We start from the raw sequence: 439 nt of genomic DNA, 5'->3' as shown, positions 1-439 counted from the left end.
GTCTTGACTTCCGAAATCGAGTCACCTTCTTTTTATGATTAGCGGCAAACGGTATATTGAGACGGCGAAAAACTGAATCGCGAACGAAGTCGGTGGCAGGGTGAGCGGCATAGCTATGAGCTGGCCAATCAACCGCAGCAACTCCTGATTTTCTCGAAAATAATCCTGGAAAATTATCAGCGCCGGGAAAAGAACGACAGGCGGACCAATGACGAACGGTAGATAGGCGCGAACCCCAGGAGTGCTAGGCAGACTCTTCAGAATGAGATAAATCGAAACAAATCCATTGATTATCAGCGGAGCCCAGTAGATGATGTGAGGGTAGCCCGGCTCCATGAAATATCTGGCTATCCAATAACTAGGAACCAGCCAACAGAAAAAGCCGACGATAATCGGGAAGTTCATGGCCGACTTTAGCTTTTGACTCTCTAGCATCGAT

1 protein-coding gene is annotated in these 439 nt (G+C 47.8%); it reads right to left on the bottom strand.

The window, feature by feature from the left end:
- Window positions 1–21: 21 nt before the first annotated feature.
- Window positions 22–439, bottom strand: a 418-nt coding sequence (locus FJV41_RS50535) for a hypothetical protein (protein WP_220138021.1), incomplete at its 5' end; no start/stop codon positions are given.

Origin of the sequence: Myxococcus llanfairpwllgwyngyllgogerychwyrndrobwllllantysiliogogogochensis, assembly GCF_006636215.1 — a bacterium.
Lineage (GTDB): Bacteria > Myxococcota > Myxococcia > Myxococcales > Myxococcaceae > Myxococcus > Myxococcus llanfairpwllgwyngyllgogerychwyrndrobwllllantysiliogogogochensis.
Note: the sequence above shows the minus strand (reverse complement) of the source record. Positions and strands in the feature narration are given on the sequence as shown.